Source organism: Glaciecola nitratireducens FR1064, assembly GCF_000226565.1.
GTDB classification, from domain to species: domain Bacteria; phylum Pseudomonadota; class Gammaproteobacteria; order Enterobacterales; family Alteromonadaceae; genus Glaciecola; species Glaciecola nitratireducens.
Map to the genome: position 1 here is coordinate 212,524 of NC_016041.1, position 25,386 is coordinate 237,909.

General features: G+C 42.2%; 18 protein-coding genes. 12 read left to right on the top strand and 6 right to left on the bottom strand.

Going from position 1 to position 25,386, the window contains the following annotated elements; all coding sequences use genetic code 11:
* Positions 1–112: 112 nt before the first annotated feature.
* From GNIT_RS00900 to GNIT_RS00910, 3 genes are all read left to right on the top strand, one after another.
* Positions 113–1,018: a haloalkane dehalogenase gene (locus GNIT_RS00900; RefSeq protein WP_014107221.1), complete on the top strand. Its 906-nt coding sequence runs from the start codon at positions 113–115 to the stop codon at positions 1,016–1,018.
* 103 nt (positions 1,019–1,121) lie between these two features.
* A complete protein-coding gene (locus GNIT_RS00905) occupies positions 1,122–1,595 on the top strand; it encodes a LabA-like NYN domain-containing protein (protein WP_014107222.1) in 474 nt (157 codons plus the stop codon).
* A 102-nt stretch (positions 1,596–1,697) separates the two neighbouring features.
* Positions 1,698–2,771 (top strand): GGDEF domain-containing protein, encoded by a 1,074-nt coding sequence (locus GNIT_RS00910; RefSeq protein WP_014107223.1) that lies wholly within the window; start codon positions 1,698–1,700, stop codon positions 2,769–2,771.
* 35 nt (positions 2,772–2,806) lie between these two features.
* Here the strand turns inward: GNIT_RS00910 and GNIT_RS00915 are convergent, their stop codons facing one another.
* The gene (locus tag GNIT_RS00915; RefSeq protein WP_014107224.1) at positions 2,807–3,499 is read right to left on the bottom strand and encodes a DUF4097 family beta strand repeat-containing protein; all 693 of its coding nucleotides are present in this window, start codon (positions 3,497–3,499) and stop codon (positions 2,807–2,809) included.
* A gap of 385 nt (positions 3,500–3,884) precedes the next feature.
* Positions 3,885–4,409 carry a DUF4174 domain-containing protein gene (locus GNIT_RS00920; RefSeq protein WP_158307644.1) on the bottom strand — a complete coding sequence of 175 codons (525 nt, stop codon included), beginning with the start codon at positions 4,407–4,409 and terminating at the stop codon, positions 3,885–3,887.
* Positions 4,410–4,490: 81 nt separating this feature from the next.
* Between GNIT_RS00920 and GNIT_RS00925 the strand changes: the two genes are divergently transcribed.
* The 5 genes from GNIT_RS00925 (at position 4,491) to GNIT_RS00945 (ending at position 18,511) form a co-directional block, all read left to right on the top strand.
* Positions 4,491–5,720, top strand: a complete 1,230-nt coding sequence (locus tag GNIT_RS00925; protein ID WP_014107226.1) for a sterol desaturase family protein — start codon at positions 4,491–4,493, stop codon at positions 5,718–5,720.
* Positions 5,721–5,850: 130 nt separating this feature from the next.
* Positions 5,851–11,847, top strand: coding sequence for an alpha-2-macroglobulin family protein (locus GNIT_RS00930; protein WP_014107227.1), 5,997 nt, complete (start codon positions 5,851–5,853; stop codon positions 11,845–11,847).
* A complete protein-coding gene (pbpC, locus tag GNIT_RS00935; RefSeq protein WP_014107228.1) occupies positions 11,847–14,324 on the top strand; it encodes a penicillin-binding protein 1C in 2,478 nt (825 codons plus the stop codon). The genes GNIT_RS00930 and pbpC overlap by 1 nt, the downstream gene beginning before the upstream one ends.
* Positions 14,325–14,505: 181 nt before the next feature.
* On the top strand, positions 14,506–15,954 hold the full coding sequence (locus GNIT_RS00940; protein ID WP_014107229.1) for a hypothetical protein: 1,449 nt from the start codon (positions 14,506–14,508) through the stop codon (positions 15,952–15,954).
* Between the two features lie 496 nt (positions 15,955–16,450).
* Positions 16,451–18,511, top strand: a complete 2,061-nt coding sequence (locus GNIT_RS00945) for a sensor domain-containing protein (RefSeq protein ID WP_148261674.1) — start codon at positions 16,451–16,453, stop codon at positions 18,509–18,511.
* A 224-nt stretch (positions 18,512–18,735) separates the two neighbouring features.
* Here GNIT_RS00945 and GNIT_RS00950 read toward each other — a convergent pair whose 3' ends face one another.
* Complete coding sequence (locus GNIT_RS00950; protein WP_041246247.1) at positions 18,736–19,011, bottom strand: hypothetical protein; 276 nt, start codon at positions 19,009–19,011, stop codon at positions 18,736–18,738.
* Positions 19,012–19,071: 60 nt separating this feature from the next.
* Between GNIT_RS00950 and GNIT_RS00955 the strand changes: the two genes are divergently transcribed.
* From GNIT_RS00955 to GNIT_RS00970, 4 genes are all read left to right on the top strand, one after another.
* Positions 19,072–19,236 (top strand): hypothetical protein, encoded by a 165-nt coding sequence (locus tag GNIT_RS00955; protein ID WP_014107232.1) that lies wholly within the window; start codon positions 19,072–19,074, stop codon positions 19,234–19,236.
* A gap of 341 nt (positions 19,237–19,577) precedes the next feature.
* Positions 19,578–20,030 (top strand): ORF6N domain-containing protein, encoded by a 453-nt coding sequence (locus GNIT_RS00960; RefSeq protein ID WP_014107233.1) that lies wholly within the window; start codon positions 19,578–19,580, stop codon positions 20,028–20,030.
* A 407-nt stretch (positions 20,031–20,437) separates the two neighbouring features.
* Positions 20,438–21,229 carry a peptidylprolyl isomerase gene (locus GNIT_RS00965; RefSeq protein WP_014107234.1) on the top strand — a complete coding sequence of 264 codons (792 nt, stop codon included), beginning with the start codon at positions 20,438–20,440 and terminating at the stop codon, positions 21,227–21,229.
* A gap of 324 nt (positions 21,230–21,553) precedes the next feature.
* Complete coding sequence (locus GNIT_RS00970) at positions 21,554–22,126, top strand: helix-turn-helix domain-containing protein (RefSeq protein WP_014107236.1); 573 nt, start codon at positions 21,554–21,556, stop codon at positions 22,124–22,126.
* Between the two features lie 115 nt (positions 22,127–22,241).
* Here the strand turns inward: GNIT_RS00970 and GNIT_RS00975 are convergent, their stop codons facing one another.
* From GNIT_RS00975 to GNIT_RS00985, 3 genes are read right to left on the bottom strand one after another with little or no spacing between them, the layout of a single operon-like run.
* Positions 22,242–23,408 carry a heme biosynthesis HemY N-terminal domain-containing protein gene (locus GNIT_RS00975; protein ID WP_014107237.1) on the bottom strand — a complete coding sequence of 389 codons (1,167 nt, stop codon included), beginning with the start codon at positions 23,406–23,408 and terminating at the stop codon, positions 22,242–22,244.
* Complete coding sequence (locus GNIT_RS00980) at positions 23,405–24,601, bottom strand: uroporphyrinogen-III C-methyltransferase (protein WP_014107238.1); 1,197 nt, start codon at positions 24,599–24,601, stop codon at positions 23,405–23,407. The genes GNIT_RS00975 and GNIT_RS00980 overlap by 4 nt, the downstream gene beginning before the upstream one ends.
* Before the next feature lie 16 nt (positions 24,602–24,617).
* Positions 24,618–25,367: a uroporphyrinogen-III synthase gene (locus GNIT_RS00985; RefSeq protein WP_014107239.1), complete on the bottom strand. Its 750-nt coding sequence runs from the start codon at positions 25,365–25,367 to the stop codon at positions 24,618–24,620.
* Positions 25,368–25,386: the final 19 nt, after the last annotated feature.

Consider the following 25,386-nt stretch of genomic DNA (forward strand, 5'->3'; position numbering starts at 1 on the left):
TTATAAGTGTTAATTTCCAAAAAAGTTAGCAATACTAAACCAACAATAATTCACTTCAAAAAAGTGAAGACATGCTTTTCTGTCATCACCGCTAGTGTCAAAGGATTAGACTATGCCAATACTCAAGACCCCATTAAAACGGTTTGAAAACCTGACTGAATATCCGTTTGAAGCAAATTACTGCAACGTGAGTGTTGATGAAACCGAGCTACAAATGCACTATGTGGATGAGGGTGACAAGGATTCGCCGGTGATTTTAATGCTGCACGGCGAACCAACATGGAGTTATCTATATCGCAACATGGTGAAGCATGCAGTCGAAAACGGGTTTAGAGTGATTGTTCCTGATTTAATTGGGTTTGGTAAATCAGATAAATTCGATAATAAAGCACCTTACACCTACGCAAACTTTATTCAGTGGATAACAAACTTCATCAAAAAGTTGGCGCTCAAAAATATCAATCTAATTTGCCAAGATTGGGGAGGCTTGATTGGATTGCGAGTCTTGGCGGCTGAACCAGAGTTGTTTAAAAACTTAGTCGTTGCCAATACGTTTTTGCCAACAGGTGAGGAGCCAATGAATGAGGCTTTTCAAAATTGGCAAACATTTTCCCAAACAGTCGAAGTATTCCCAGTAAGTCAGATAGTGCAGCGTGGTTGCAAAAGAGAATTATCTGAGGCCGAGCGCTATGCCTACGATGCGCCATTTCCAGACGAATCTTATAAGTGGGGCGTGAGGCAGTTTCCATTATTGGTGCCCACAAGCACTGACAATCCTGAGTCGAGTAACAACAAGCAAGCTTGGCTTGTACTGAAATCACTGTCACTGCCGGTACTGACAGTTTTCGGCGACTCAGATCCTATTACCAAAGGTGCTGATAAGGCTTTTCAACGAATGATGAAGGGCTGTGAGGGCCAAGCGCACGCAGTATTGAAGGACGTTGCACATTTTATTCAGGAAGATGCGTCACAGAAGCTGATAGAAAACGCGGTTACGTTTTTCCGCGCCAATAGTTAGCTACATTTTTTGCTAATCAGTGGTAAGATTCATGCCACTGAAGCGTCAATGTCATTGGTTCATACGTTTAGTAAACTTTATTCTTATACTACAAGGCATCGAAGTGCAAAAAGCGGCAATTTTTGTTGATGTACAAAACATCTATTACACAACCAAACACACCTTTTCACGTTCGTTTAATTATCGGCATTTTTGGCAATCAGTAGCGAAAGATTATGAAATTGTCGACGCTGTCGCGTATGCGATTGATCGCGGCGATGTACAGCAACAGAAATTTCAAAGTGCACTGCGTCATATTGGCTTTGAGGTAAAGCTGAAACCTTTTATTCAGCGCTCAGATGGTTCTGCGAAGGGTGATTGGGATGTGGGCATTACAATCGATGTATTGGAGGCAGCGCCCTATGTCGATACGATCATCCTATTATCGGGCGATGGTGATTTTGACCGATTGCTTTCAAAAGTACGACAAGAGCACAACTGCAAAACAGTTGTTTATGGCGTGCTGAATTTAACTGCTAACTCCCTAATTAATGCAAGTTCGGAGTTCATTGACATAGATGGTCAGTGGCTACAATGAAGTCATTGTTTTTTATATCAGCGGCTTTATTAATAATAAAGGGATATTTTTCAATTAGGGCTTACCATCAAACAGCTTCCTGAAATACAGCAGCGTATAGACATGGATCTACTTCGTCGTTCGATGACGGGGATATTTGTCTATGCTGTTTTGTTGCCCGCAGTGTTTTGGCCATTTGACTTTCATTTAACTGAGCCTGAGTTAAGCCGTACCTTTGCTTTGAGTATGTTTGGTATTAGTATTATTAGACTGGTTCATTGGTTCTTTACTGATCGCCTGTATCGTTATTCTCCGGCTCTTTGGCGTAACTGCTTCACTATATTTTCGCTCGGTCATGCAAGTGTACTTAGCCTCTTTTTTGCAATGGCCATGTTTGATGAACGCTTTGAACCTATTCTGCATATTACGATGCTAGCAATTGGCGGTATTGCAAGTAGCGCGATTGTTGCACTAATGCCGCGTATTAGTCTTGCCTTGTGTAACCTAATAATTCTACTGGTGCCATCTATTGCAGCTGGATTTTATCTTGAAAATAAAATGCCCTATGCAATCATGCTGTTGGTCTACGTCAGTTTTATTGGCTTGATGGGGTTTAGAGCGTCGAAGGAATATCAGCGTTCATTTGAAATTGAGACGCAGTTGGATAAGCAGAAAAAAGTGCTCGAACAACTCAATAAAATTGACGCGCTAACGGGTATTAATAACCGAGGGTACTTTAACATTGAGTTCGAAAATCAATGGCAGTTGGCAAGTCGCAATGAGTACCCCTTAGCTTTGTTGCTCATCGATATCGATCACTTTAAGCGCTTTAATGATGACCATGGTCATCTATGCGGTGATGCCTGTCTTGTCCATGTAGCTAGTCTTATTAGCCAACAGATTAACCGCAAAACTGACGTTGTGGCGCGTTTTGGTGGAGAAGAGTTTGTTGTTTTACTGCCTAGTTGCAATATACGAGAGGCAGAAAAAGTAGCCGAGAAGATCCGCTCTGCAATTGAAGCGAACCCCTGTATGTATGGTGAAGAAAAATTATCGGTTACTGCATCTTTGGGAGTCGCTTCACTGGTGCCTAATGCTGATACAGAAAGCCATATGTTAATTGAAACTGCTGATAAGGCCATGTACTCTGCGAAAAGTGCAGGTAGGAACTTGGTTGTCTCAGCAGCTTCTGCATAATATTAAGCGGCGATCACTCAACTTTTGGTTTGATGTTAGTCTTTATAAAGGCGCTTAACTTTGCTTTCGAGACTTTTGTTTTCTAGCTTTAATTCAACGGGCCGTTCAAGAATAATATCGCCTTCAACGTTGGAATCTGCGCTGATGTAAAGCACGGGATAATTTTTGTGGTAGTTGTTTTTAGAATTACCACGGAAGTGAATGTCACCTTTCACAAGACTGCCGTCATTTAGCTTTACACTGCCGTTTACCGTCATGATGTCTTTTTCGACAACAACACCACTAATTGAAATCGTGCCGTTGACGGTTGAAAGCTCGCCGCCAATCTGGCCATTCTCTTGTATCTTTATTTGGCCGTTTACTGTGCTCACATCTTCCGCTGATGCAAAGCCTTCACCAATTTTAATTTGGCCATTGACTGCGTTCACTGAGTCGACGCTAACGTTGTCGCCAATAGAGATGCTGCCGTTGGTATTGGTGACGCGTTTGGCGCTTACATTGTCTTTAATTACAACGCTGCCATTGACTGAACCGACGTCCTCTACCGTTCTTCCTTCACTTACTTTTACACTTTTGTTTGTCGATTTCACATCTTGTGAATAGCTAGCGCTGTCGTTATCCCAATCTTTATTTTTCGCGTTAACGTGAATAATGCAGCCACTGAGTGACATGCTTAAAAGCGTTATTCCGATGAAAGAGTAAACAGGGCGACGAATTTTGCTAATCATAACTAACTCCATAATTTATGTGTGATGGTCTTTTTGGTCTTATTAATCACAAAACCTGACATTTCCCACTGCTTTGCATTCAATGTGCCAATACGTAACTCATTGTTTTTGTTTGTTTAAATTTTTTACTATCAAGTTGGCAACTAATCGATAAGAAGTATTTTGCTAAATATTGGTCAATTAAACTAAATTTAGAACAAGGAATTTAGTGCAAAGCATTCAGCATTAAAAAATTAAGTATCAAAAGTGCAGTGCCAGGCTAGGTGTAATTTATATAGCGATATCTGATAAGTCGCACATAAAGTGACAATAGTTTAAATAGATAAAATCAGGTGGGTGATACAAGCACTGTTGAGTCGGATCTAGATATTTTGAATATGCGCAGTTAGCGCGCCTTGCGCATTGGCATCCCATCAATATCAGCGAATACTTGCTCGATATCTATCCTACCACTGCTTAGCGTGAAAGCGGATTTTGTGCCGCCATCAAGACCAATCAAAATGCTTTGTTTACCGTTGAGTCTTTTGCGTAGTTCAGACACTGAATACGCAATTTGCTGGTTGTTAGAGCGTGATTGGGAGGCGGAAGTGGAGAATGTCTCCATGTTCTCCTGAGTAAAGCGTAATTCGATCACGCTATCGTCTACAAGCAATAGGGCGATGAGTCTGCGATCCCACATTTGGTTTCTGCGAGCTTCAAACTGTTTAGCTAAGATATCTGCGTTCGCTGGGGTCTTAGCATCGACGATAAGCACGCGGTTTTGCCATATTAAAGTTTCCAAAGGCAATTCTTCTAAAGGTCGTTCTTCTGCAAAAAGTGAAGCCGAATTTTCTTGTTGTATCGCCCCCACTGTTTCTAGGGAGCAAAGACTTAACAATAGCGATGCGGCAATTAATTTAATATTATTCATGTGATTTTCCGTTGATAAACCCATTTGACTTAAGCGCGCTATCAACACTAGTATAGCCTTGTGTTTACCATAGGCATGTCTATGAATATTATCCTATTTGCTATACCCATTTTCTTTCTTCTTATCGCGGCAGAGTTGATTGCCGAAAAAGTAAGAAAAACAGACTACTATCGCTTAAATGACGCTATTACAAGCCTGAGTATAGGCGTTTTAAGTCGTATCATGGGCGTTATGAAAAACTTGGCCCCATTTACCGTTTATATTTTACTGTACGAGCACTTTACATTATTTGAACTTACGCAAACGCCTTGGGTTTGGATTGCTGTATTCGTTATTTACGATTTTTTATATTACTGGAATCACCGATTTGGTCACGAAGTTAGCTTGTTTTGGGCGGCGCATGTGGTCCATCATTCCAGTGAGGATTACAATTTAACTACTGCTTTACGACAAACATCGGGCAATTTTTTCAATTTTATATTCTTTTTGCCGCTCGCATTTTTCGGTGTTGATCCACTCATGCTCATTACCGTTGGCTCTATTAATTTGGTGTATCAATTTTGGGTGCACACTCAGCATGTTGGGAAGCTGGGGTTTGTTGAATGGTTCATGGTAACACCCTCAAATCATCGAGTGCATCATGCGCAGAATCAGCAATACCTTGATCGCAACTATGGCGGTGTTTTTATTATTTGGGACCGTATATTTGGGTCTTACCAAGATGAATTAGGCGATGAGAAACCCATTTACGGTGTGCGCAAGGCCTTAAAAAGTTGGAATCCGTTTTACGCGAATATTCAGGTATACAAACAGCTAGTTCAAGACAGTATTCATACCAAAAAATGGTCTGACAAATTCAAGGTCTGGTTTGGCAGAACGGGATGGCGCCCGGATGATGTCAGTCAAAAATTTCCGCTAGCGCGAACAGATTTAAACCAGTTTACGCCATATCAAACCGACATATCGCTAATGGCTAAAGTTTACGCGCTGATGCAATACGCTATCATTTCCTTGCTTGCTGTTTCTCTGTTGATTAACGCTAGTGCATTGGATGTCAGTCAACAGCATGGTATTTCCTTTTTCGTTATTTTTTCGAGCATTAACTTGGCGTGGATTATGGAGAACAGAGCAAGCGCAATTTGGCTAGAGTGGTTAAAACTACTGGTTTCAGTTGTAGTATTACTGAATATAAATTTAGGCGCATATGCAGATTACGCTTTCATACCGGTTTTGTTATCCGCAATACTGCTTTTTAAGCTTCAGTATCAGCGTAATATGGACCTTTCAAATGGTAGTGAATTGAACAGTTAAATGGAAATAACTTGTGTAAGCAGTGGTTCTTGTTGCCGTGAGTTATTTATTATCAATTCAATATATTCAAATGTTGAACAAAGACCTAGGCTCTGGGTCTTAACCAACTTAGCATTCTAGGATGAAGCTCATGCAATTTCTGCTTAAAATACTCATGTTTCCGTTTGTCGTCGTTGGTAAGCTTCTGGCTCTTTTATTTGGTGAAGTTAATTGGTCAATGCCGCCTTGGTTGGCTTACCTTAATAATTTGCGCAAAAATAGCCCACTTAAACTCGTCTTTCTAGCCTTGCTTATTGTTGGTTTAGGCGCAGGTGTTTACAAAACTTATGTGTACTATCAAAGTTTACCAGAGCCAATATTGGTTGATGCCCTTATCACTATTCCAGCACTTACAGAGGAATATGCTGATGAAAATAGCGAGAGCACAAAAACCTCACCACCTGAACTTCGCATAGAATTTGCCTACACCTCGAATGATTATTTACCACCAGAGCAACCACCAGAGCTACTGCCAATAACGCGAATTGCGCCACCGTCGATACCTGCTGATTTTCCTTCAGTTGCGCCAATTGATTTAATTGGCGCCGAAGTAAAAACAGGCATCAAGCTCAGCCCAAGCAAAGCCGGAAAGTGGCGTTGGGAAAATGACAGGACTCTGTTGTTTGTGCCTGAAACCCCCTGGCCTGCGGGGCAGGAATATGAAGTGAGCTTTGCGCCAGAAGTGTTCGATACCCAAGATGAGTTTAGCAACGATGAATTCAGTTTCATCACTACGCCTCTGCAGGGCAGCATCGAAATGAGTGAATTTGAATTAAGTGTAGAAGACAAGCTTAAGCAAGTTTTTGTTGAAATTTCATTTAATTATCCCGTTGATAGGCAAAGTGTCGAACAATCGGTTTCCGTGGCCTATCAAGTTGAGGGCAACAAGCTAGGCAAAGCGCAAGCCTATAAACTCAATTTTAGCGACAACCTGCGTTCTGCGACGGTAACCCTTGATATAGCGACACTGCCTGAACAAGCTCGGATCCTTGAAGTGACGTTTGGTGAAGGCATCAAAAGTATTTATGGTGGTGAAGCTAGCTCGGCTGTATACGAGAGCAAAGTCATGGTGCCTGACCTTTACAGTTACTTAAAAGTAGAGCAGTCGGATATCGAGGTTTTGCGCAACTTAGACGATGAACCAGAGCAGTTTGTGTTGCTTGACTTTACTGATGCTATTGCCCGTGATGAACTGCTGAACAAGTTTACGCTTTTCCTCTTACCCAACCAGAAAGAAAAAAACGGTAAGAGCTATTGGCAGAGTCCAAGAGAAGTAACAGCCGAAGTATTACAGAGCGCTGAAAAACTAGATTACACATTGATGCCCAATGCGGCTGATGCTGCCACAAACTATCAACTTAAAGTGGATGTTCAAGCGGGTCGTCAGCTGTATTTGAAGATAGCCTCAGGCTTAACGTCGGTTAATGGGTTTGTGCAGCGTGCTTATTTTGATCGCATTTTAGTTGCTCCAAAATACCCGCAAGAAATTTCCATTTCAGGGGAAGGTTCTATTCTCACTTACAGTAAAGACCAACGTCTTGCATTTTCGACCCGAGGGGTCAGTGATGTTCAAGTCAGTATAGGCAAAGTTATTGACGACGAACTCTATCATCTGGTGTCGCAAACTCAGGGCGATATCAGTAATCCTAACTTTTATAACTGGAGTTTCAACGAAGCAAACTTGGCCGAATTTAGTACGCAGTTTATCAGTATGAACGCGAACGATGCTGACCTGAAAACGGCAAACTACGCTTCCGTTGATTTGAACGCGCTTGTCTCAAGTTCTAAGGGGGGGCTGGGTCTATTCTTTGTAGAAATCAAAGCGTGGGATAAAAACCGTAAACGTGAAATTTATGGTGTCAGCGACAAGCTCCTTGTGCTGGTTACTGATCTTGGCGTTATTGTAAAAAGCAGCCAAGATGAAAGCCAAGACATATTCGTGCAGTCAATAAAATCAGGTGCTCCTGTTGCTAACGCGCGCGTCGAACTGATTGCTAAAAACGGTACCAAGCTGTTTAGTAAGGCAACCGATAGTAACGGCCATGTTACTTTTCCTGCGGCGAACGGTTATGAGCGTGAGAAGCAGCCGGTTGTGTATGTTGTCAGCCTGAAAGGTGACGTATCGTTCATTCCCTACAATCGCTATACGCGACAAATAAATTACTCGCGCTTTAATGTGGGAGGAGAATACAGCTACGCCAATGACAATGACCGTGTGAATGCCTATATGTTTACCGACTGCGGTATTTATCGTCCGGGAGAAGTGGTGAATATTGGCATGATTGTTAAGGGCAAAAACCTTCAAAACCTAGGTAACATTCCGCTTGAGTTGGTGATAAGAGATGCCCAGTACACTGAAGTGTACGTTGAAACAATGCAGCTTTCACAGTTTGGCTTTATGGATGCGGCGTTTAATACAGAAAAGACTTTCAAGACTGGCTCCTACAGCGCTAGCCTTCATCTCATTCGAGAACGGGGTAAGGGCAATCAGGTTCGTGAGCGCCAAGTGGGCTCTATGAACTTCAGCGTTGAAGAGTTTCAAGCTGATACGCTGTCAATTACCAGCCAAGTAAAAGGCCTGCCAAGCAAAGGTTGGGCAACATCACCAAATTTGAGCAATGAAATAAGTTTAAATAACCTGAGTGGCGTGCCTGCACAAGGGCGCAGGGTTACGACAGATTTGACCTTACTTCCAATTCAGTTTTCATTTGAGCAGTTTGATGGCGTCGCTTTTTACTCTCCTAAAGTGAAAGACGATACAACGGACGGTTTATCCCGATTCGAGGAAAGCTTAAAAGAGCAACAGACCAGCCCTGATGGCAAGGCGAGTGTTGCGGTAGATTTAAGCCGTTTCAACAAAGGAACTTACAGCGTCACCCTGCAAAGCAAGGGTTATGAAGCCTCCGGCGGCCGCTCGGTCAGCACGTCCACTCGCTTTTTATATTCGCCGTCGCTTCATCTTGTTGGCTATAAAGCCGATGGCAAACTCGACTTTATTAATCTCAACAGTGAACGAACATTAGCCTTAATTGCGATTAACAATGAATTGAAATCCGTTGCACTCGACAAGCTCAAGAAGCGTTTAAGCAAAGTGCAGAGCATTTCTACTCTTGTGAAGCAGTATAACGGTCGCTACGAGTATGAGAGCATTCAAACTACTAGGCAGGTAAAAGAAGAAGCTTACGCCTTGCCTGAGGGCTTTGAAGCGCTTTCCTTGGATACTAGCGAGGCAGGCACTTTCGTTGTCGATATTCTAAATGCAGATGATGAAGTGCTGCTTAGTGCGCAGTATACGGTAGTCGGTGCTAGCAATGATGACGGTCAATTAGATAAAAACGCGGAATTAAAAGTCACCTTAGATAAAGACGATTATCAAGAAGGCGAGACGATTGAGCTAAGTATTCAAGCACCCTATGCAGGAAGCGGCTTAATCAGTATTGAAAGTAACAAACTGCACGCATTCAAGTGGTTTAGCAGCACCACCAATAGCAGCATTCAGCGGATTAAGATCCCCAAAGGTATCGAGGGCAACGCCTATATAAACATTGCGTTTGTGCGTGACCTCAGCTCTAAAGAAATATTCACTAGCCCCCTGAGCTATGCAGTCGTGCCGTTTTCTATTGACCGCTCTAAGCGGATATTAGATCTCACGCTTCGTGTCGAAGATATTGTGCAACCAGGCAAACCGATGGCAATTAACCTTGATGTATCAGAAGATGCCAAAGTAGCGGTATTTGCTGTTGATTTAGGTATTTTGCAAGTTTCTGGTTATCGCACGCCTAACCCGCTAGCGCATTTTTTAAAGAAACGTGCATTGAGCGTGCGTACGATGCAAATATTGGATTTAATATTGCCTGACTTTGCTTTAAGTAAAATGCTTTCTGCTGCAGGCGGAGACATGGAAGCTGATATGGCAATGAGCGAGAAAATGATGGTTACCGGCAGCAGGATGCAACGCTCGCAAAACCCATTTGAACGCAAGGTACAAGATCCAGCCGTGTTTTGGTCAGGCGTCGTGGCGGCCAAAAAAGGAAACAACACTTATACTTTCGATGTGCCTAATGATTTTGCTGGTGGCTTACGCGTCATGGCCATTGCGGTGGGAGATCAAACAATGGGTCGCGCGCAAGAAAATACCATCGTCAGAGGGCCGTTTGTACTCAGCCCAAATGTACTGAATCAGGCGGCGCCTGGAGATGAGTTTGATATCACGCTGAGTGTCGCCAATGTTGTTAAGGATTCGCAAGATGAAGCTGACGTGAAGATACAAGTGAGCACTAGCAAACATGTCAGTATTATTGGCAGCAAAGAAGCGCAAATGCAGCTTAGTGAAAACCAAGAAGAAGCGGTTCGTTTTAGAGTGAAAGCGAATGATGTATTGGGCGGTGCTGAAATAAGCTTTGACGTGAGTATGACCGACAAATCCGGCAAAACTTGGCAGTCGAGCAGAACGGCAGCATTAAGCATACGGCCTGCTATGCCCTTCGAAGTGAGCATTACTACTGGCGTATCAAGCAATGGACAGGTATCGCTTGATACACCACTGAAATTGTTTGAAGCGCAGTCCAGTCAAGTACTAAAAGCCTCTGCTAGCCCTCTGGTTATTACTGAGGGTCTAAGCGCTTATTTAGATGAATATCCGCATGGCTGCACTGAACAAATCGTTAGTCAGGTATTCCCTCTGGTGGGTTTGTCGAACCTGCCAAAATACGGGCCGGATAACGAGACCGTTGCCGCGCATTTTGCCGAAGTCATCAGCAAACTGCGTCAAAGACAAAGCTATGCCGGTGGTTTTTCATACTGGCCGAGCGCGCAAAACAACGATCCTGATGTCACTATCTATGTCATGCACTTCTTAATTGAGGCAGATGCTTTAGGGTATCCCGTGCCGCAAGATATGCTAGAAAGCGGCGTTCGCTATCTTGGTGATACAGCGAGCAATTACGTGAGAATGAGCGGCACTCAAAGCTCAGTAAATGCAAGTATGCTGACTTTGAGAAAGCGTGCTCAGGGAATCTATTTACTCACGCGCAGTGGTGTGGTGACATCGAACTTGCTGATTGATTTAGTCAGTACCTTGGAGAAACAGTACAAGACGACTTGGCGTAAAGATGTCTTAAGTGCCTACATTGCGGCAAGTTATGCACTAATGCAGCAAGATCAAGAAGCTAAAAAGCTTATCTCTGAGTATGACTTGGCTGACCAATCTTTATTAGTAGAACAAGCGTTTTCTGGCTTGGCACCGCGCTTAAACTTAGATGCTCAATATTTATTTTTGGTCGCTAAACATTTCCCTGAGTTTATTAAAGAAGTTTCTGGGAAAGCGGTACTCAATATTACGCAAGCCATCTATAAGGGCGAATACAATACCATTTCAGCGGCGTATAGCATGCTTGCCTTAGGTGCTTATCATAGCGCTGTTGCGTTTGCTGGCGACGATACTAACTCGCCAAACGACTCACTTGCGCAAATTGATAAACAAATCACCTTTGTTGCGTCTACGCTGCAAAAGAAAACACAGCTAGAGCCTGTTTATAATCCTTTTGCAGCTGCGATATATCCGATAGGCACAGAACGTGTCGAAGCGAGTATCCAGAGCGCAGCGTTGCCCAATTCAGGTGAGCTGTATTACGTTAACATGCAGGCTGGATATCAAACGACATTGCCGCTAAAAGCCAAAAGCAACGGCATTGAGATACAGCGGGCTTTTATCAATAAAAACGGTGAAGTAGCTACAGATATCAAACAAGGTGATGAAATTACGGTGCGGTTACGCGTACGGGCTACAAAGCTTAAAAATATTGCGAATATAGCTATTGTTGACTTGCTACCAGGAGGCTTCGAAGTTATTCGTGAGTCGCTTAGTCGACGCGCTGGTGTGTGGCAAACTGAATATATTGATATTCGAGAGGATCGTATTGTTTTTTACGGTGACATCACGAATCGTGTGACAGAAATTACGTACACTGTGAAAGTAACCGCAGCGGGCAAGTTTACAGTGCCTGCAAGCTTTGTTGAGGCAATGTACGATCGCTCACTTTCAGGCTTAACGAGCGCATCAGAAGTGGTCGTGACGGTAGCAAAATAATGCCCTTTAATCAGCGCCTCGCTCTGCGTTTTAAAGTGTTTGCGGTAATTGCGCTAGCGTTGCTTACCGGCGCGCTTGTTTACTTATTTCTGCCGAAGCCAGACCTCGCCAACTACCAAAGCTATTCAACCGCAATATTCGATCGACATGATCGCTTGCTGCGCATCTCATTAGCGCAAGACGACAGGTATCGCTTATACACACCTATCGAAGACGTCGCAGCGGATTTGCAGCGTGCAACCATCCTGTATGAAGACCAAAACTACTATGAACACTCGGGCGTAGATTACCTTGCATTGATGCGGGCCTTTTGGCAAACCTATGTGTTACAAGAACGCCGCATTGGCGCGTCCACCATTGTTATGCAAGTAGCTCGACTGCGCTGGAATATTCCATCAAATACCGTTAACGGCAAAATACAGCAGATATTCAGAGCATTACAGCTTGCTAGGCACTATTCAAAACAGGAACTGCTGGAAGCTTATCTAAACTTAGCGCCCTACGGCGGGAATATAGAAGGGATCGGTGCGGCTAGCCTCATTTATTTTGACAAGCCCGCTTCGGCATTGAGCTTTGCAGAGGCGCTCACTTTGGCTGTGGTGCCGCAAAATCCGAATATGCGTAACCCTTCTAAAGCATCCGGTATTGCTGCTATCGCATTAGCAAAAGAGCGTTTGATTGAACGCTGGTTGGCATCGTCAAATGCGGCGCAGATTAACGAAAATCAGCAACTACTGAATTCCACAAACTTGCCCTTGGTTGTGCGCTCATCAAAAAATTTGCCCTATCATGCGCCACACTTCGTGGAATACTTGCTTGCTCAGCAGACACAAACTTTTGCTCTGAATAATGGACTGACCGGCAGGCAACAAATTAAAGGTACGATTGACCTTAATTTACAAAATAGAATGGAAGCCGTGTTGCAGTCTTATATATCACAGAATCACAGCCGCGGATTTAACAACGCGAGCGCTTTGTTGCTCAATACTAAAACAATGCACATTGAGGCGATGATTGGTTCTGCTGATTTTAATAATCTGAACATTCAAGGTCAGGTTAATGGCACGACTGCAAAGCGTTCACCGGGTTCTGCGTTGAAACCTTTTGTTTACGGGCTGGCAATCGATGCCGGGTTAATCCACCCAATGACCATGCTAAAAGATTTACCAAAAAGGTATGCAGGGTTTGCCCCTGAGAACTTTGGCAAGGGGTTTGTCGGTCCTATTTCTGCGCAGGACGCTCTAATTAAAAGCCGAAACGTACCTGCTGTTGAATTACAGTCTCAACTGCTTGATAAGCAGCGTTCGTTCGCCCAAAAGCAAAATGGCGAGCAGGTGCTGACTTTTTATGAATTTTTGCAACAGGCTGGTATCTCTCAATTACGCGAGCCCGATTTTTACGGCCTAGCTCTCGCGCTAGGCGGTGGTGAAGTAACGATGCTGGAATTACTCGAATTGTATGCCACAATTGCAAATTTAGGTGTGCATAAGAAGGCAGTAAGTACTTACTGGGTAAGTGGCTCAAAAAGCATTGATGAGACTAAAAAGGAGCAAAAACTACTGAGTCCAGAAGCGGCATACTTAGTGTTTGATATGTTGAGCAAAAACCCGAGGTCGCACTCTTTGAATCCGTTTTCAGCGCGTAATGGTCTTGTAGACAAACCGAAAGTGGCGTGGAAAACCGGCACATCATGGGCGTTCAGAGATGCATGGGCGGTTGCGCTCTCAGGAGACTATGCCTTAGCCGTTTGGATAGGTAACTTTGATGGGCAAGGGAACAATGCTTTTATTGGTCGGACTGCCGCAGGCCCGCTACTATTTAAGCTTCTGGATGTTGTCAGCCCAGAAAGCTTGACGCCATTTGATTCCGGTCGAATAGAGCAGCTTAACCTAAGATCGGTAGACATATGCAAAACAACCGGCGATCTGGATGAATCGGAATGCCCAGACAAAGGTAAAACTTTATTTATACCCGGTGTATCGCCAATAAAAAGCACCAATATTTATCGTAAAATTTGGGTAGATAATGTTACCGGCTTGCGGCGTTGCGACAAGAGCGCAGCATTAGCAACGCAAAAAGTATTTGCTTTTTGGCCGACTGAATTTCAATCACTTTTCGCGCAGGCTGGTGTGCATATCGAAAAGCCACCAAGGTTTATGTCTGATTGTGATCTTATCGATAGTGTTGGACAGGGAGAAAAACCAACAATCAGGTCTCCGCTAGCGGGCGTTAAGTATGTTGTTGAAGATAGTCTGCAAAGTACGGTATCAATTCAACTAGAAGCTAGTGCTGACGCTGAAGCGAGCTATCTTTATTGGTTCACCAACGGTCAATTTATTGGTAGTACAGATTTAACCAAAACGCCGATAGAGGCTCCAATAATTTGGCAAGCTAAACCGGGCCAATATAGGGTGCAGGTGAGCGATGACGCAGGAAGAAGCGCGATTGTGTTAGTACAAGTTGAAGCAGTCAACTGATGTAGATTAATAAAAAAACATCATACTAAAGGCCTGAGGGGCCGCTTCGATTGCTATGGGCTAGTGTATAGTGTTTATTTATCCTATACTCCTCAACCAGCCGAAATATATAGGCCTGCGATTTTAGCGTCTATTTTTTAAGGGGCCATTTAAAAGGAACATGTATAAAGGAACTATGCAGATGAAAACCATAAAATTTCTAACCATAAGCGCATTAACTATAGCTTCAGTATTCCTGTCGGAAGCCTTTGGTGAGAAGCTTTCTGAATCCATACCAATACTCAATGATTATCCCAGTTGTGACTATGAGGTGATTAAAGAGATTTCGTTAAATGACGTCATCTCACAATATGCCTCTAGTACCGAGTTAAAAGAATTGAACCTAAACGTTGCCGACCAAGATGACGATAATAGCGAGCTACTATTACTCAAGCAGACTGCACTCGCAGACGCCAAAGCGCTTGGTGCAAGCCATATTGTATTAATCTCGAATAAAAAGTCATCATCTGCAACAAATGCTGCTAATCACCGCATTCTTGGCGCTGCACTGCTCGGCAACTGTAAAAATAATACGTTAACCAAAATTGACGTGGAGAGAAGTCCCTTGCTCGGTACTACAAAAGTAAGTTTGTCTTACGAGTTCAGCTCAGTAACAAAGGGGCGAGAAATGACGTTTGATTTCGCTTTTAATAGAGAGAAAAAAATAAAAAAACCCGACTTGGAAAACCAAGTTGTCTCTTTTGAGAACGGGGTATTCGGTTTAAAGGTAAATGATGATCTAGCCGTGCTGTTAAAAAAGTTAGGAACGCCCACTGCCGAGTTGATATTAAATAAGAGCGATACATTATATGCTTACGGTAGAAATTTATGGTTTGTAATGCGAGACAACAAAGTCCTAAGTATACAGAGTGATAACTCATGGCTAACTAATGGTTTAACTAATTATTTTGAATTCGATGAAAGGCCGTTTTTATCGTGGAAAATAAATGGGCAAATCGGAATAGGCGACGATATGGAAACTATCAAAAAACGGCTCGATGGTAGTTTAATAGAAAAATATACGTATCGAATAAGAGCGGAGAGCGACCTATTTATTGATATAAGGTTAACGCTTCAGATAGTTGACAACGATATGCATTATGTTGTAAAAAACTTTGCCTATGGCCATATCGACAAAAATATTGTTATTGACTCTGAACTCATGAAATCAAAACCTAGTCTTTTCGAGAGGGTATACAGTGATTTAACTACAGCCTCGAAAATTCTAGCGCCTATCACAATGGACCAAGTTCCTTTTGAGCCAATACTTGCTTCAAGAGGATATGAAGATAAAACGTTGCACGTTTATGATAAAAACTTAGCAATGGTCTATTCCGATAGTGTGTTAAGTAAAATTCTGATCGGCGACACTATTTTTAAAGATGTGCCATATAATGACAATTGGGTATTCGGACCCTTGCACTCTGGCTTGAGTGAAGAAGGCGTTAAACAGCTTTTCGATGAAGAAAATATTTTTGCACTGGGAGACTATTGGGAAATATATGTCGACAATTTGAAATACGACCTCTATTTTGCCAAGAATGGTGAGGGGGTGACTGTTCTCCGTGAGTTAGAAGTAGAGATGTTTTAACCTCCTCTTCACTTAATCCGCAGAGCACCTTATATGGAGGCTTTGCCGTTTCATCAGTCGTCCTACTATTAGTGAGAGCCGTTTGAACAAAGCCGACCATGGAAAGCCAAGATCATATAATCTTATAATCTTATAATCTTATAATCTTATAATCTTACAATCGGAAACATTATTATTGTTCCGGCACTTTATAAATAACGTAGTCGCGAAGAATGAGCCACAATAAAGACTTATTACCCTGTGTCGCCAATCTCGATATTTTACCACTATCAATCGAGCGTCCTCTTTAATATTTACTCTACAGTTATTGAAGATATTGTTTTTAGCAGAGACTAATTAAAAATAGTTAAGAGTAAAAAAGTAGTAAATTATCTTCTTCATCGAATCTGAAACTCAGAGAAATCACAGTCTATTGCATAGATTAGTTATATGGTTTATCTTGACTTACACCCGCTATGAGTGGTCAATCATATGAAAATAATGCTGAGAATTACCCGTGGATTCTGATTCAGCTTACCGATCTCTTTTCCATCACATGTTTGATGAAGTTCACTACTGGCAATTAGTACGTGACGACAATGGAAACATCAAGACATGGCGACTGCGAGCCATCAATCCTGCTGCACAAAAAAGCTGGGGCATGACACTCGAAGAAGTAATAGGAAAAACAACAGAAGAAATTTTCTCGCCCAATTCTAGAGATCTCTTCATGCCTATTGTTAACAAAATATTCAGCGAAGGGGTCCCACATACTTGGGAAACCTATTTCCCAGACAAAGACCAGTATTTAAAAATGACCAGTGTCCCACTGGGTGATCATTTTATTTCAACTGGTGTAGATATAACGGATTTAGTTAAGGCCCGTAAAGAAGCCGAGGAAAAAGAGGAGAGTCTGAAATTTGTGCTCGATGTATCTGAACTGGGTTACTGGGATCATGATATTCAGACCAATCAAACATCGCGTTCACTTAAACACGATCAGCAATTCGGATATGCAGAAATGCTGCCCGAATGGCATCACGAAACCCTTCTTAATCATATTGTTAAAGAAGATAGAGAGCGAGTTGATAGGGTTTATAAAAAGTCGGTATTATCCGGCGGCGATTATGATGTTGAGTTTCGCTGTAAGTGGCCTGATAAAAAGATTCACTGGTTATGGTGTAAGGGCCGGTTTATCACTAATGCCAAGGGCGATGTTATTCGATCAGTAGGTATCCAAGCGGATATCACGGCCAAAAAATATGCAGGGGCAAAAATCGAAAAGCTAGCTTTCTATGACCCACTCACAAAGCTACCCAACCGTCGCCTAATCACAGAACGACTCAAGCACGCATTAACTAACCGTAAACGCTCAAGGGATTATGGCGCATTGTTATTTGTGGACCTTGATCACTTTAAGGATTTAAACGATAGCCTAGGGCATAGCATTGGCGATTTGTTGTTACAGCAAGTGGCAGACCGTCTTAGGAACTGTTTACGAGGAGTTGATTCTGTTGGCCGACTTGGTGGTGACGAGTTTTTGGTTTTAATAGATGACTTAAGTCAAGAGAAGGTTACTGCTGCATCTCAAGTTCAAGTAATTGCAAATAAAGTGTTATCAGCGCTTAATCAGGCATATCAGCTTGATGGTTACGAATATCACAATACGCCTAGTATAGGTGTCACGCTATTTGGTGAGCATGCATTGAAGTTAGATGAATTGCTAAAGCAAGCAGATATTGCAATGTATAAAGCAAAAGAATCAGGTCGCAATACGGTTTGTTTCTTTGATTATAAGATGCAAGAAGAGGTTTATTATCGGACAAAGATGGACTATGACTTGCGAACGGCAATACAGCGCAACCAGTTTCAACTTTACTACCAAGTTCAGGTGGATGATAAAGGCTCACCATTAGGAGCCGAAGCCTTAATACGTTGGCTACACCCTAGCCGAGACTTAGTCTCTCCCGGCGATTTTATTCCGATTGCAGAGGAGTCTGATTTGATTCTATCTATTGGGCTGTGGGTTCTTGATGCAGCATGCGCACAGCTAAAACGGTGGGAGAAGAATCCATTAAAGAGTGCCTTGACCTTATCAGTAAATATAAGCGCGAAGCAATTTCATCAGCCACACTTCGTAGAGCAAGTATTAACCGCTATAAAGCGCCATAATATCAATCCAAATAGACTAAGACTTGAGTTGACGGAAAGTATGTTAGTAAAGGACATAGATAGCATTATCGCCAGCATGACAAAATTGGCTAGCATCGGCATCCGTTTTGAGCTAGATGACTTTGGTACAGGATATTCATCGCTGCAGTTACTTAAAAAATTACCTATAGATAGGCTTAAAATTGATCAATCTTTTGTGCGTGATATTGTCCACGATAGCAGTGATCAAGCGATCGTAAGAACTGTCATTGCAATGGCAGAAAGTTTGGGCCTAGGTGTTATTGCTGAGGGCGTTGAAACAAAAGAACAGTGGTTACGATTGCAAAAAAAGGGGTGCAAACGATATCAGGGCTATTTATTCAGCAAACCCATACCAATTGAAGAATTTGAAGATTTGATTAGCTGAGACGAGCTCTTATTCAATGGCATAATAATCTAAATCTGTTCGTAAACGTTTGAAAACACAATTGCACTTTAGGTTTTCACAAAAGCGTCAGTAAAGTGCACTGAAGATATATTATTATCCTTTTCTGCTTATATTCAATTTAAAATCGTTTATCATATGCCGCATAAAAGCTTTGAACGTACCAAATTAGGTTCGGGTGATAAACCTTTGGATAAGCGGATGGTCTACCAATAATAAAATCCAACTTGGCCAAAACTATTAATCGTTTTTATAAGGTTTGACGAAGTGTTATTACCCCAAAAACCTTTACCCAATACCAAATTATCCCCATAACAATCAACGACATCGTTTGATTTTTGAATAAGCTTTGCTGAGCAATTAGGATCAGTACACAATGGTCGAGCCAGCCCAATTATATCGACTGCACCACTGTCTATTGCTCTTTCCATAACGTCACGGCTACGAAAACCACCTGTAATATCTACGGTGACAATACTCAAGACGCCATCATTATTGAAAATGATTTAGTCACCGGCTTTCCGAGCAATGAGTATGAACTCATGGTGGTTATATACGATGCAGACCTTGCTTACCTGAGCTTAGAAATTGAAAGCTATGAATATGTTGAAACAGTTGAAGTTCTGGTTGTTGAGAATGGTGGTGCTTTAGGACTGTGGTTATTCGCTGGGCTAGGTTCAGTGGCTCATAGACGTTTAAGGGTTTAAATCACAACCTATTTAAGCGGCTTTCAACTGAGAAATAACACCACATGCAGGCAGATATTACTATTGGTTCCATAAGCCATATTGTGTAGGGCTTGAGGCATGTTTGCATTCTGCCATCCACCGACGTTGCATGGCTATCTGATGACGGTCTCAAATGGGTAGTTAGGAGACTGTCGGATATTCTATATCTGGTCCATTGTTCAGTCGTTTCTTAGTTTCATTTTTGCGATACTAGCATCCACTAATAGACTTCATTGAGAGGAACAATATAGTCTGTGAATAAACAAATTTGTTTGGGTAACATACTGCCATCAGTTTTTATAGTTCGTGGAACTAAAGCTATGATAGATAGCGATTTAGCGGCGCTTTACGAAGTCGAAACCAAAATTTTAAATCAGGCGGTAAAGCGTAACACCGAGCGATTCCCTGAAGACTTTATGTTTCAGTTATCAAAAGAAGAGTATGGCATCTTGAAGTCACAAAATGTGACCTCAAGCTGGGGAGGCCGCAGAACCCTTCCATATGCATTTTCAGAGCAAGGTATTGCGATGTTATCCTCGGTACTAAAGTCCCAAAGAGCTGTACAAGTTAACATTTCTTTAATGCGGGCCTTTGTAAAAATGCGAAAAATGATAACTGAAACAGATGATTTGCGTGAAATGGTTGCCAGTCTCGAGAGCAAATACGATAAGCAATTTCAGGCAGTCTTTAGTGCACTTCAGCAAATCATAAGAGATGAACCGTCGAGCAAGAAATCTATTGGCTTTATTTGGCCTGCCAGTGAGAAGGAATAATATAATGATGGAGCATACAGAATTCGACGGTATAAATTAGTGAAGTGTTCGAGTCACTTTCAACTTGGAATTTATTAGTAGACTCACCGTTATTGCCGTAGACGTGTCATTGCCAAGATTGATATTTTAACACTCAAAAGTGTGATGCTTTTTTGTTTTTTGTTTGAGCGTTATTTTTTGTACATTTACAATTGACATTCGCATCACGCAATTTCACTGAACGGTAAAATGTAATGTATTTTGCTGCTTCATCGACTGGTTTTACACTCCTATTTCGATTAATCTACGCAACGGTAGGCAATTCGCGTAAAATCCACCGTAAGGCTTTTAGAACTTACCTTAGACTCATTCACGTAGACCTTGTCAAACGTACATTCAAATTTAAAATAAACTATAAGAAAATTATCATGACTTTAAGTAAATCAAAATGCCTTCAAGGCATCCTATTTTCACTAGCATTGAGCTTGCCCCTTGCAGCACAGGCTACCGTAGTAGAAGTGCGTACTGATCTCGGTAACTTCCAAATTAATTTATTTGATGAAACCACGCCTAAAACAGTACAAAACTTTTTGAGCTACGTTAATTCAGGTCAGTATGCAAACAACGTTGTGCACAGAACGGAAGCCAATTTCGTTATGCAATCGGGTGGCTTTACCTACAACAATGTTTTTCCGCCAACGTCTTTTCAAACAAGTCCTGCTATTGCCAATGAGCCGGTACTATCTAATGTTCGCGGTACAATTGCGATGGCAAAGTTTGGCGGAAATCCAGATAGTGCAACCTCGCAGTGGTTTATTAACGTAAACAATAATGCAAGTAACCTTGATGTACAAAATGGTGGCTTCACGGTATTTGGACAGGTATTGGGAGATGGCATGGACGTTGTTGATGCTATTGTTGCTACTACTACCTTCAATTTTGGCGGTGCTTTTCAGAGTCTTCCGTTGAGAAATTATACGGCAGCTGACGCATCTGCTGGCACTGAACCTACCGATAGTAATCTTATTATTATCAGCGATATCGCAGTAGTAAATGATGCCGTCGTTACCAACCCTGATCTGAATCCAGCCCGAAATACTTCGTTGAATGCAGATAATAGCGGTGGTGATTCAGGCGGTGCGATGGGAGTATTTTTGGTTTCTGCGCTAGCAGTTTTTGCAATCAGACGTCGATTCAAATCAGCGTGGTTACAAAAATAGAATACTGAGCGTTATTCAATTATCCAGTGTTGAAGGTAAATTTGGTATTGATTGTAATATCAAGTTTGCCTTTTTATTTACCTGCAAAATAGCACTCACTGATGCATTTCTTGACTGATTTTCTTGACTTATAGGGGGCTTATTATCGCTGAGCTTAAAGGTATAAGAAACCATAAGATTCACCGTCTCGTAGCTTGTATTCGCTTAGTTTGAAGGTATATAAATTAATAGCTAAGTATGTTAACCAAAGCGGCTGAATGTCGCAATTCTAAAAGGCTTCTGCTAATCTCTCGGCCATAATTAGTTTGATGTAGTCGATAAAATATGAAGTCATTCTCGAGTGGGGAAGTTGCAAAAGTTTGTGATGTTAACCCGCGCACAGTCATTCGTTGGATAGAAGCAAAAAAATTAAAAGCGTTTAAGCTCCCTGGCCGCGGAAACAACCGCGTTAAGCACAGTGACCTGCTCGATTTTCTAATGCAAAACCAGATCCCCATTCCTTCTGAGCTGATTGTAGAACAAGAGAAATCTTGCTTTATCGTTTCAGTCGAAAAGCAACTTGTTAAAAATGCGCAAAGAATTGCCAGAAACGCAGGCTTTGTAACTCAAGTTTATCAACATGGTATCGAGTCTGGCGTTGAAATTGCTCAGCATAAACCGTCTCTCATCATGATCGATAGCCAAACTTCACGTGTGGATATTCCAGCATTAACCGCAGTCATTGAATCAAAACTAGAGTATAAACCACATATCATCATATTTGATGAATTTACTGATAACAGATTGTCTGCGGAGCATGATGCTAAGGTGTTTAAGTTAGCAAAGCCTCTTGATAATTATGCACTTGCAATGGTGTTAGATTCCATTGTTGAAACTGAACAAGAAACATACGCATAAAAAAAAGGCCTGAGGCCTTTTTTTTATTGTCTGTAACTAGCCAGTCCCATTTTCATTCTATAGAAAACTCACCATCCTCGAAAAGATACTGCTTAATGTAACGGCAATAAAACGATTATGATGTTAACAAACCTTTATACACATTATTAGCCTTTTCAAAGGCATTCTGCTTTTCTAACAATCTTGCCAATAAACGTCCATCTTCAGGATTGCTAGCGAGCTCTAGGGCTTTCCTCACAGCTTTCTCGGCAAGTACATAGTCCCCACTGTTGTAGGCCATGTGAGCAAGCACAGAATAAAGCGCTGCGTTGTCTGGATCAGCTTTTATCCAACTCTCTATTAGCCGCATAGCGTGAATCGGTGCCGGGTGCTTCAGTTGTTTGAACAAACCGTGAAACGCAGGATGTCTGGATTTTTTTGCAAGTTCAACCAAGATAGGCTCGGCGTCTTTAGACAAGCCTTGATCGATAAGTAACTGTACGTACACAATTTGGTTTGCAATGTCTTTTTTCGCTGCGCGAGGAAGTGATTCCCACTTCTCTTTTAACGCATTTGCGCCTTGCTTACTGGCTATTTCAGCGAACTCACCTTGTACTGCCTGCTGAGCCCACTGTACATAGTCATCACCCAAAGCCTTTTTGTGATCACTGAGTTTTTCTTTTACCAAAGTCCATTTACCCAGTGCTGCTAGCACTGACAGCCATAACCTAACGACGACAGCCTGCTGCTGAGCCTTGGCATCAATACTTTCTAACACTATTTCAGCTTGTTTGAATTGATGTTGCTGAATAAACCAAGCTGCCTGCTGTATTTTTGCAGACGCTTCGGATTCAGGAAAGGTTTCGGCAATACTTAACAGGTTTTCAACGTTCCGACCATTGTTCACGCGTCTATCAATGTCTGCGGCTAACATGTAGTTGGCGCCATCGAAATCGCCTGGGAAGGTTTTGTTAACGTACTTCTGCGCGCTTTCATAGTCACCAATCGTGCAGGCGCTGATTGCATTAAAGAAAGCCTTGCTCTGCTTCCTTCTGGATAAAACACCAAACCAATTGCGTGACCCGGAAATCATTCTAATGATGCGCTTGATTGCCCACCACAAAATAACCAGAACCACGAATCCGATGAGCAAACTGATGACAGCGCTCACAACCGTCATTTGAATGCGCCAATCGCCCATGGCAATGAAAATACGGCCCTTTTCGCCAATAGCAGCATGGCCAAACAACAATCCACCAAAAAATAGCAAGAGTAAGAAAATATAGAGCAGTAGTTTTCTCATAGTGCACCTTCGCCGGTGTCATTTTTAAACACACTTTGAACGCGCTGCTCAATGACATCTTTCAGAGCATTAGCTGATTTCAACTGACGCGGATAGTCTTTAGCGATAGTCGTATTTTGAAGCTGCTGTAAAGCGTCTGCAAATTGCTTAACATTATTGTCGTCTAATTGAAAATGTTCGACTACGAGCGCTGTGGCTTGCTGCAGAGCGTTCATGTACAGCGCCTCTTGTTCATCTAGCGCAGCACTTTTAGCTTGTGATAAAGCGAGTTTAAGTTGCTCCGTGATCAGCCAGCGTTGTTTAGTTGAGAGGTAGGGGAGGACAGGTTTTTCACTGGTTTCTATCTGGATGAAGTCATCAACTAATGAGTCCCACGTTTTGCTTAAATTAGAGCGCCAATCACCAATATTTTCGCTGAGTTCGTTTTGTGCTTTGTTCTCTTCTATTTCAGGTATTTTGAGTGCATTCAGCGGCAGGTTATTAACCTGTGGGATCATGCCCGATAATGCCAATGCTATCGAATTAATAGCAACAGGGTTTACTTGATGTAAAGCTTGAATATCCTCTGCGATGAGTTTGCGCACCGGAAACAATGATGGGTCACCTATATCTTCTAGTCTTGAATCCGCAGCTTGCATCATCAACATCGCAGTACTAACATCGTTCTCTAACCACAGTTTGCGACCCGCAATGCGCACCAAGTAGTCAGCTTCTGCCAATAACCAATCTGCCGGGCGTCGGCCTGAAAGGTCGGCAACGCGAGACTGCAGGGCTTTGTTTTCATTCGCATTTTGCAGTATCTGTTCGAGTAAGCCGTCAACGTTATTACTGAGTGTTTGGTTTTGTTGGGTCAAGTCATTATTTATTTTCGCCAATTCATCCTGAGATGCAGATACAGCTGAATTTAATTTAGCAATGACAGAATCGATACTAGATAATTTAGCTTCAATTTTATCCCCAGTGTCTGTTTCGTTGGTTTGATTTTGCTGCCATTGATACCACGTCCACCCCGCGGCTGCGCAAATCCCGATAATGAGCAAAAAGTTAAAGATACTGAACAACCAAAGTCCACCTGTTTTTACTTTCTTGGGTGTTGTGTCTGCATCAGATTCGATGACAACACCGTCTTCTATTAACTTCTCGGTGTTGTCCAATGCAGTATTATTTGAATTGGTCGGTTCTTTGTCACTCATGTTGTGATCCTTTAACTTATTTAGCGGCAGCAATCAGGTGGCTGTCGGTAGCACCATTACTGGTGACAATGTTACTAGCGCCTAGTGCGCTCAGATGTTGCTTTAATCGCTTACTTACTACAATCCATTGACGCGTGTTCAGCCAGCGAGGTTCAAACCAATTGTAAGCGGCATCAATAATTTCTGTGCTTGTTGCGATAATACAATGAATGGCTTCAGCCTCAAAGTGCTTAGTATAATAAGGCTGCTTTAACAGAACTCGTTCATATAAATCGAGTTCTGCAACGGTAAAGCCATTTGCGGTGAGCGTTTCGTTAATGAGCTGTCTTCCCCCTCGGCCTTTAAGTATAGCAACATTCGCCTTGTTGAGTTTTAGTTGCGCAATGCAAGCCAAAATCCCTTCGGAATCTGATGGTTTGGCCTGTAAAACTCGGGAATGTTGAGTCAGAAGTCTCTTGGCTGTGCTCGCGCCAACGGCAATGAATGTGAGATTTGATATTTTGTTTTGCGATTCACTCGGCTGTGTTGCGTCATGCCCAGCTTCTGATTGGTTTTGCGTAATGGCTTCAACATACAGATCAGCAGCTACAGTGCTGGTAACCACAACAAGGTCTGGATTGAGCGCAGATAAATTTGGCAGCAGCGCGGAAGCATTTGGCAAGGCAATAGTATCAATTAAGCCGCAACCAATCGCCGGTAATCCAACTTCCTCAAAACAAGCAACTGAATCGCTTAATTTAGATTTTGGACGCAGTATCAAATACATATTTTGTTATCGCCTCTTT

What these genes read in the sequence shown, in the direction of transcription:
- GNIT_RS00965 (WP_014107234.1), top strand. Translation starts at nt 20,438, where the DNA reads ATGACTTTAAGTAAATCAAAATGCCTTCAAGGCATCCTATTTTCACTA.
- GNIT_RS00985 (WP_014107239.1), bottom strand. Translation starts at nt 25,367, where the DNA reads ATGTATTTGATACTGCGTCCAAAATCTAAATTAAGCGATTCAGTTGCT.
- GNIT_RS00910 (WP_014107223.1), top strand. Translation starts at nt 1,698, where the DNA reads ATGGATCTACTTCGTCGTTCGATGACGGGGATATTTGTCTATGCTGTT.
- GNIT_RS00960 (WP_014107233.1), top strand. Translation starts at nt 19,578, where the DNA reads ATGATAGATAGCGATTTAGCGGCGCTTTACGAAGTCGAAACCAAAATT.
- GNIT_RS00975 (WP_014107237.1), bottom strand. Translation starts at nt 23,408, where the DNA reads ATGAGAAAACTACTGCTCTATATTTTCTTACTCTTGCTATTTTTTGGT.
- GNIT_RS00930 (WP_014107227.1), top strand. Translation starts at nt 5,851, where the DNA reads ATGCAATTTCTGCTTAAAATACTCATGTTTCCGTTTGTCGTCGTTGGT.
- GNIT_RS00900 (WP_014107221.1), top strand. Translation starts at nt 113, where the DNA reads ATGCCAATACTCAAGACCCCATTAAAACGGTTTGAAAACCTGACTGAA.
- GNIT_RS00980 (WP_014107238.1), bottom strand. Translation starts at nt 24,601, where the DNA reads ATGAGTGACAAAGAACCGACCAATTCAAATAATACTGCATTGGACAAC.
- GNIT_RS00925 (WP_014107226.1), top strand. Translation starts at nt 4,491, where the DNA reads ATGAATATTATCCTATTTGCTATACCCATTTTCTTTCTTCTTATCGCG.
- pbpC (WP_014107228.1), top strand. Translation starts at nt 11,847, where the DNA reads ATGCCCTTTAATCAGCGCCTCGCTCTGCGTTTTAAAGTGTTTGCGGTA.
- GNIT_RS00920 (WP_158307644.1), bottom strand. Translation starts at nt 4,409, where the DNA reads ATGAATAATATTAAATTAATTGCCGCATCGCTATTGTTAAGTCTTTGC.
- GNIT_RS00915 (WP_014107224.1), bottom strand. Translation starts at nt 3,499, where the DNA reads ATGATTAGCAAAATTCGTCGCCCTGTTTACTCTTTCATCGGAATAACG.
- GNIT_RS00955 (WP_014107232.1), top strand. Translation starts at nt 19,072, where the DNA reads ATGGTGGTTATATACGATGCAGACCTTGCTTACCTGAGCTTAGAAATT.
- GNIT_RS00970 (WP_014107236.1), top strand. Translation starts at nt 21,554, where the DNA reads ATGAAGTCATTCTCGAGTGGGGAAGTTGCAAAAGTTTGTGATGTTAAC.
- GNIT_RS00940 (WP_014107229.1), top strand. Translation starts at nt 14,506, where the DNA reads ATGAAAACCATAAAATTTCTAACCATAAGCGCATTAACTATAGCTTCA.